Below are 7,114 nucleotides of genomic sequence, written 5' to 3' on the forward strand. Positions count from 1 at the left end.
ATTTTATGTGACTGCTACAGCCAAAGTGTAGAGTCTTATTATAGCTTTTGATATCATTTTACTCTTGTTGATTTCCTTTAGGATCCCAGGTACTTCATCTGTGCCAGGCTTTTTTGGACCTTAATCTGAGCTTCGATCTGCTTTTGCTGATAAATCCAGATTTTCTGTTGCATATTCAGCACCTCCTCGTAACGTTTAACAGAGCTTTCGTAACTACTCGACAATATCTCGTAAGATTGCTTTGCTTTGGTAAGAAGGTTCTGATATAAGCTTTCATCTCTTTTACCGGTTTGGTACATTTCAAGAGCTTTTTGGTACTCCAGCTGCAATTGATTTAATTCGGATACTTTAAGAGCTTTAAATTCAGCTTGTTTTAGCTGGTTGATTTTTACCGCAGCCCGGTTCTTTTTTCTGAACACAGGAATACTTAGCGATATCATAGGCATAATTGCATCCTTGCCATTGTCTGCAACATCCATATCTTTTCGTTTGGCCAGAATTGCATAATCCAAACCAATACCAATTTTTGGAAATGTGTTTAATTTGGATGCCTTTTCAGCAAATTCTGCTGATTCATGCAAGTGTTCCCAGCTTTCAATTCTGTTATGCTTATCGAATTCAATATTTGCCGTAGGAATACTTGCCGAAATCATAAAGGACTCATCTGTGGGCGTAATAACTTCCGTTTTTAACTTTCGATTCAATAATGTATTAAAAGCAATTTGCTGGGTCATCCTTTTGTCTTTAAAGAGGTCCAATTTCGAAATTAGCTCCTCTTTTAGCATTTGAATGTATAACACATTTACCATATCGGTCTGATCACTCTCATAACGCTTAAGGCTTTGCTCTTCCAAACGTTCCAAAATTTCTACACGCTTTCGAGTAAAAAATATTTTCTTGTCGGTAAGAACAAGATCCAACCATGATTTGCTTACATTCATTTCAAGTTTAGCGCTTGCATCTAAATATTTTAAGTAGATGGCATGTGCCTCTAAACTAGCTTGTTGTTCTTTTGTGCCTAAAGTTCCAAACCATGGAAACATTTGAGAAACAGATAGTTTTGCCTTTTGTGCACCTACTCGTGTTTCAATGGATTGGATAAATACTCCTGCCGAAAAGCTCGGGTCGGGAAGAGATTTTGCCAGCGATACTTTCTCCATTGCTTGCTGATATTTTAAATCCATAGCTTTTAACTCCGGGTTATTAGCAATGGCAAAATCAATGTATTGTTTTACATCCTGTTTTGCAGTCTGGGCAAGTACTTTTGCACTTGCAAAAAATAAGAGCGCTATCATGATATAAATTCTCATACCAATCCTCCTTTCTTCAGTTTGATTTCTTTGTACATGGCATAGAGTACAGGCACAACAAATAGTGTGATTAAGGCAATGGTCATGCCTCCAAATGCCGGAATGGCCATTGGAATCATAACATCGGCCCCTCGACCTGTTGATGTTAAAATTGGAAGCAATGCCAATAATGTAGTTGCGGTTGTCATTAAACAAGGGCGAATTCTTTTCTTTCCAGCCTCGATTACCGATAACCTGATTTCGCTAATTGTTTTTGGTTTGTTTTTTTTGAACTCCTGTTCCAGGTAGGAAGCCATAATTACACCATCATCGGTGGCAATTCCAAACAGGGCTATAAATCCAACCCAAACTGCTACACTTAAGTATACCGGGTGTACCTGGAATAAATCTTGGAGGTTTATTCCTAAAATAGAGAAATTTAGGAACCAGTCTTGACCATACAACCAAATCATGATAAAACCACCAGCAAAAGCAACGGCAATTCCACTAAATACCATTAATGTTGGAGCTATTCCCCTGAACTGGAAATACAGAATCAGGAAGATGATAATCAATACTACTGGAATGACAATTCCCAGCCTTTTTTCGGCACGTATCTGATTTTCGTAATTGCCTGTGAACTGAAAACTCACACCTGCCGGGACTTCCAGCTCGCCACTCTCAATTTTATTGGTGATAAAGGATTGAGCATCTTCCACAATATCCACTTCGGAATATCCCTCTTCTTTATCGAAAATAACATATCCAACCTGGAACGTGTTTTCGCTTTTGATTACCTGTGGTCCTTGAACATACTCAATGGTGGCAAGATCTTCCAATGGTATGGATTTTCCCATACTTGTTGGGATCAAAATCTTTTTCAGAAGATCAGGATCGTTTCTTAATTCACGGGGATACCTTACGCGAATTGGATACCTTTCTCTTCCTTCAACCGAATTTGTAAGAGTCATTCCACCAACCGCAATGGCCAAATGTTTTTGTACATCCTCAATTTGAAGGCCAAATCGAGCAATCGCTTTTCTGTCAATTTTAATTTCCAGATAAGGTTTACCCACCATTCTTTCTGCAAAAACCGAAGCTTCATTTACACCAGGAACATCTTTTACAATTTTTTCCAACTGCAAACCGAAACTCTCAATCTGCTTAAGATCACTACCCAAAACCTTGATGCCAATTGGTGCACGCATACCGGTTTGTAGCATCACCAAACGGGTCTCAATAGGCTGTAATTTTGGGGCTGATGTAACGCCCGGTATTTTGGTAGCATTTACAATTTCTTGCCAGATATCGTCTGGCGATTTGATGTGATCGCGCCATTGGCGATAAAACTCTCCAAAATCATCTGGGATGAATTCTCCATTTTCATCTTTTAAGAAGTTTCCATCTTCATCAAGCGCAAATCGAATCCGTTTTCCGTAAGCATCAGTTTTGTATTCGCTTTTGTAGTTAATCACGTTTTCGTACATGGAAATAGGAGCAGGGTCTAAAGCCGATTCAACACGTCCTAATTTTCCAACCACCATATCTATTTCTGGGATATTGGCAACTGCCAGGTCTAAAAGTTGTAAAACCCTTTTGTTTTCTTCCATACCTGCATGCGGCATTGAGGTTGGCATTAACAGAAATGAGCCTTCATCGAGCGCTGGCATAAATTCCTTTCCAATACCTGGATATTTATGATACATCTCTTTCCATACAGAAGTTGATGTAATATTGATCCCAATTTTATCGAAAGCATGTGCAAGAAAACCGAAGGTGTTAGCAAATCCTAACCAGATAATGACTGCCCAAAGAATGAGTAGGGAAGGAAGCGATAAAAACAAGAGTTTGTATTTCAATGCCCAGTTTAAAATTCTTTGATAGAAACGAATAAATACAAGGAAAATGGTTAAAAGCAGGGCAATACTTAAGATTACAAATATGAAGTTCGAAAATAAAGAATTTGAAGCTCCCAAAGGCAACCATTCCCTTGCAAGCAGGAATGAAACCGATAATGCTATAACCAGGATATTGGCATGATTCAGGTATTTATGATATTGCTGGTAAAAATGGCAGATAAAATTAATTGCTCCCAACACAATTATGGTGATACCTAACAAAGCCGAAGATGCAAAGAGCAAATAAAATCCCATGATTACTAAAAAAGCATTTAAGGCAATTTTAATTTTTCGTATTTCGGTTTTTATTGCAAATAACCAATGTGCCATGGCTGGCAGAATAATTACAGCCACTACTAAGGCCGCAATCAGTACAAAGGTTTTTGTAAAGGCCAGTGGACGAAAGAGTTTTCCTTCGGCAGCTTCCATGCTAAACACAGGAATAAAACTAACGATGGTTGTTAGAACTGCAGTAATTACAGCCGGTGCTACTTCTGTTGTAGCCTCGAAAATGACTTGTCGAAGATTCTTATCCGGATTTTTCATTTCCAGATGCCGAATCATATTTTCGGAGAGCACTATGCCTACATCAACAATGGTACCAATGGCAATGGCAATCCCCGAAAGGGCAACAATGTTGGCGTCTATATGAAAATAACGCATGCCTATAAAAGTCATTAAAACTGCGATGGGAATTAAAGCCGAGATAAGTATGCTCGCTCTTAAGTTCAATACCATAATAATGATAACGATAATGGTAATGATAATTTCGAGAGTTAATGCATCTTCAAGGGTTCCCAAAGTTTCATAAATCAGCTGTGTACGATCGTAAAAAGGTACAATTGTAAGTTTTGAAATACTTCCATCAGCCAGCTGCTTCTCGGGTAATCCAACAGCCAGCTCTTCGATTTTTGCTTTTACATTGTTAATCACCTCTAATGGGTTTGCTCCATACCGGGCTACCACTACACCACCAACTACTTCGGCACCCATTTTATCGAGCACGCCTCTTCTGTCGGAAGGGCCGTAACTTACACGGGCTACATCTTTGATGCGTACAGGAGTATTATTGGTCATCTTCACAACAGCCTCTTCCAAGTCGGCCAATTGTTTCACATACCCAATGCCTCGCACAAAGTATTCGGCCTGGTTAATTTCTATGGTACGAGCACCAATATCAAGATTGGATTTTTTAACGGCGTTCATGATTTGCATGAGGTTCACCCCATTGGCTTGCATGGCGGCAGGGTCAACATCTACCTGGTACTCTTTCACAAACCCACCTATGGAGGCTACCTCGGATACACCATCGGCGGAAGCCAGGGCATATTTCACCTGGAAATCCTGAATGCTTCTTAATTCCTGAAGATCCCAACCACCAGTAACTTCTCCTTCAGGTGTTCTTCCTTCAAGGGTATACCAAAAAATCTGTCCCAGCGCCGTGGCGTCGGGCCCTAGTGTTGGCTGAACACCATCTGGCAACAGGTTTTGAGGCAGGGAGTTCAGTTTTTCCAGTATTCTTGATCTGCTCCAGTAAAATTCAATATCATCTTTAAAAATGATGTAGATGCTGGAAAATCCAAACATGGAAGAGGAGCGTATGGTTTTTACACCGGGAATTCCCAGTAATGAAGTGGTTAAAGGATAGGTGATCTGATCCTCTATATCTTGTGGGGAACGGCCCATCCATTTTGTAAATACAATTTGCTGATTTTCACCAATATCAGGAATGGCATCTACGGCCACCGGATCTTTTGGCAAAAATTCGATTTTCCAGGGAAATGGTGATGTTATCAATCCCCAGGCAATAAATACAACCAGTAAAATGGTTGTAATTAGCTTGTTCTCTAAAAAGAACTTGATGATTTTATTCAACATGAAATAATCAATTACGAATGAATAATTATGAATCACTAATTATTTCGATTTAGAAATGATCATGAAGAACCAGATGTATACACAAAAGTTACGGGTACCAGTTTAGCTTACGATAGACTCGTAAAAGATCATTTCCAATTGATTAAATCATAAACGGAATACCTGATTTACAACGCATAAATCAGGGAATGGAGGAGGAGAATCCTCGCAGCGAAAGTTATTTAATATATTAGTTGCGGATTCAAGTACAACTGGTACAGCTTTGTAGGCAAACAATAAGTCGAATTGAGCCACTTCTACAAGATCGTAGGCCGTTGCCAAATAATCGGCATCAACTTGAATGAAATCTGTGCTTTCATTGCAACAGGCACATGGGGTTTCGCAACAGGAATCGGCTTCTATAAAGAAAGCGGTAGAGAAGATTTCTCCGCCCGAATAATGCTTATTAATGCTTACTCCAGCTGTTGAAATCAGCAAGAGAAAAACCATCGTGATATGCACAAACTTCTTTGTTTTCATTCTTTTAAAGCATTATACATGAACAAAACTATTAAATTATACAAGAATAACATGGCAAAAAGCAAACCTTAACAGTATATTAACAAGCCGTTAAGTATTGATAAGAAAGGAAATATCAGTGGGAATTTATTGATAATTCATGTCTTATAATTCATCATTCTAAATTGTTTGTGTTATTTTTGCAGCCAATTAAAAAAAGAATAGCTGTGGAAACTTTTAAGGAACTAGGTGTAAATAAGAACATTGTAAAGGGATTAAATGAGTTGGGGATTGTGAATCCAACCCAGATTCAGAAAGAGGTAATTTCAGTTTTGGCAAATGCTGATACCGATTTAATTGGTCAGGCACAGACAGGAACTGGAAAAACTGCCGCTTATGGTGTGCCATTGCTACATCGTATCAACCCAAAAGTTGATAAGGTTCAAGGGTTAATTCTTTGTCCGACTCGCGAGTTAGGATTACAAATTGCCAAGCAGTTATTTAAATTTACCAAACACAGCGAGAAGACTTTTACCGAATGTGTGTATGGTGGTGCTCCTATCGAAAAACAGATTTCAGCACTTCGTCGTCCAACACAAATTATTGTGGCCACGCCAGGTCGACTGATTGAATTGGTAAAGAAAAAGGCTGTTGATTTGACTCATGTGAAAACCGTTATTTTGGATGAGGCAGATGAGATGTTGAGCATGGGATTTAAAGATCAGCTGAATGAAATTCTGACCTACCTATCAAGAGTAGAAAACAAGTGGTTGTTTTCAGCTACCATGCCACAGGGTATCAAGCAAATTATTAAGCGCCATATTTCTAAAACGGCCCACCGAATTGAAGTGAGTGGTAAGAATGTTGTAAACAAGAATATCAAACACCAGTTTGTTTTGTGCGACGATGCCGAGAAGTTATCGGTATTGATGCAATTCCTAAAATCGGATACCAAAGCAAGAGGTGTAGTTTTCTGTAAAACAAAGGAAGCAGCGCAAAAGTTGAACCAACAACTACAATCGCAAAAGGTGAAGGTTGATGCCATTCATGGAGATTTAAAACAGATTGAGCGTAATAAAGTAATGCGTGCTTTCAAAAATGAGAAGCTTAGGATTTTGGTTGCCACCGATTTGGCTGCCCGTGGAATCGATATTGAAGGTTTGGCTTTTGTTGTGCATTACCAGTTGCCTGATAAGGAAGAGTATTACACGCATAGAAGTGGAAGAACTGCACGTGCCGGAAAAGAAGGTCTTTCTCTTTCATTGGTGAACCATAAAGAGATGAAGAGCTTGCGTTACTTTCAGAAAGCTTTAAATATCGGCTTTAGCCAAATTAGAGCGAAAAGACAGTAAATATAGGTTCAGGTTTACTACTGGGCTTTAAAAATATAAAAACCCACCAGCTTTGAAGTGAACCCCAAATATTGGACGGTTATAAAATAAGTTAATGATATTGAGTTCGGTATTTTACCGGACTCAATCCGTTTAAATGAGTCTTTATTCTAATATTATTGTAGTAATTTATATACTCCTCCAGTTCCTTTAGAAAGTG

5 protein-coding genes are annotated in these 7,114 nt (G+C 38.8%); 1 reads left to right on the forward strand and 4 read right to left on the reverse strand.

The features are described 5' to 3' along the window. Positions 1-77 precede the first annotated feature (77 nt). From ELS83_RS13445 to ELS83_RS13455, 3 genes are all read right to left on the reverse strand, one after another. Positions 78-1,310 (reverse strand): TolC family protein, encoded by a 1,233-nt coding sequence (locus ELS83_RS13445; protein WP_171596074.1) that lies wholly within the window; start codon positions 1,308-1,310, stop codon positions 78-80. After that, a complete protein-coding gene (locus ELS83_RS13450; protein ID WP_346728157.1) occupies positions 1,307-5,101 on the reverse strand; it encodes an efflux RND transporter permease subunit in 3,795 nt (1,264 codons plus the stop codon). Before ELS83_RS13450 ends, ELS83_RS13445 begins: the two co-directional genes overlap by 4 nt. Positions 5,102-5,212: 111 nt before the next feature. Beyond that, positions 5,213-5,584 (reverse strand): HYC_CC_PP family protein, encoded by a 372-nt coding sequence (locus tag ELS83_RS13455; RefSeq protein ID WP_171596075.1) that lies wholly within the window; start codon positions 5,582-5,584, stop codon positions 5,213-5,215. Between the two features lie 206 nt (positions 5,585-5,790). Between ELS83_RS13455 and ELS83_RS13460 the strand changes: the two genes are divergently transcribed. Next, positions 5,791-6,915: a DEAD/DEAH box helicase gene (locus ELS83_RS13460; protein WP_171596076.1), complete on the forward strand. Its 1,125-nt coding sequence runs from the start codon at positions 5,791-5,793 to the stop codon at positions 6,913-6,915. 91 nt (positions 6,916-7,006) lie between these two features. Here the strand turns inward: ELS83_RS13460 and ELS83_RS13465 are convergent. Beyond that, positions 7,007-7,114, reverse strand: a 108-nt coding sequence (locus tag ELS83_RS13465; protein WP_171595199.1) for an IS3 family transposase, incomplete at its 5' end; no start/stop codon positions are given.

This window comes from Marinifilum caeruleilacunae (assembly GCF_013141825.1).
GTDB lineage: Bacteria > Bacteroidota > Bacteroidia > Bacteroidales > Marinifilaceae > Marinifilum > Marinifilum caeruleilacunae.

Excerpts from the sequence above, each read along its gene's own strand:
- ELS83_RS13445 (WP_171596074.1), bottom strand. The coding sequence starts at position 1,310 with ATGAGAATTTATATCATGATAGCGCTCTTATTTTTTGCAAGTGCAAAA.
- ELS83_RS13455 (WP_171596075.1), bottom strand. The coding sequence starts at position 5,584 with ATGAAAACAAAGAAGTTTGTGCATATCACGATGGTTTTTCTCTTGCTG.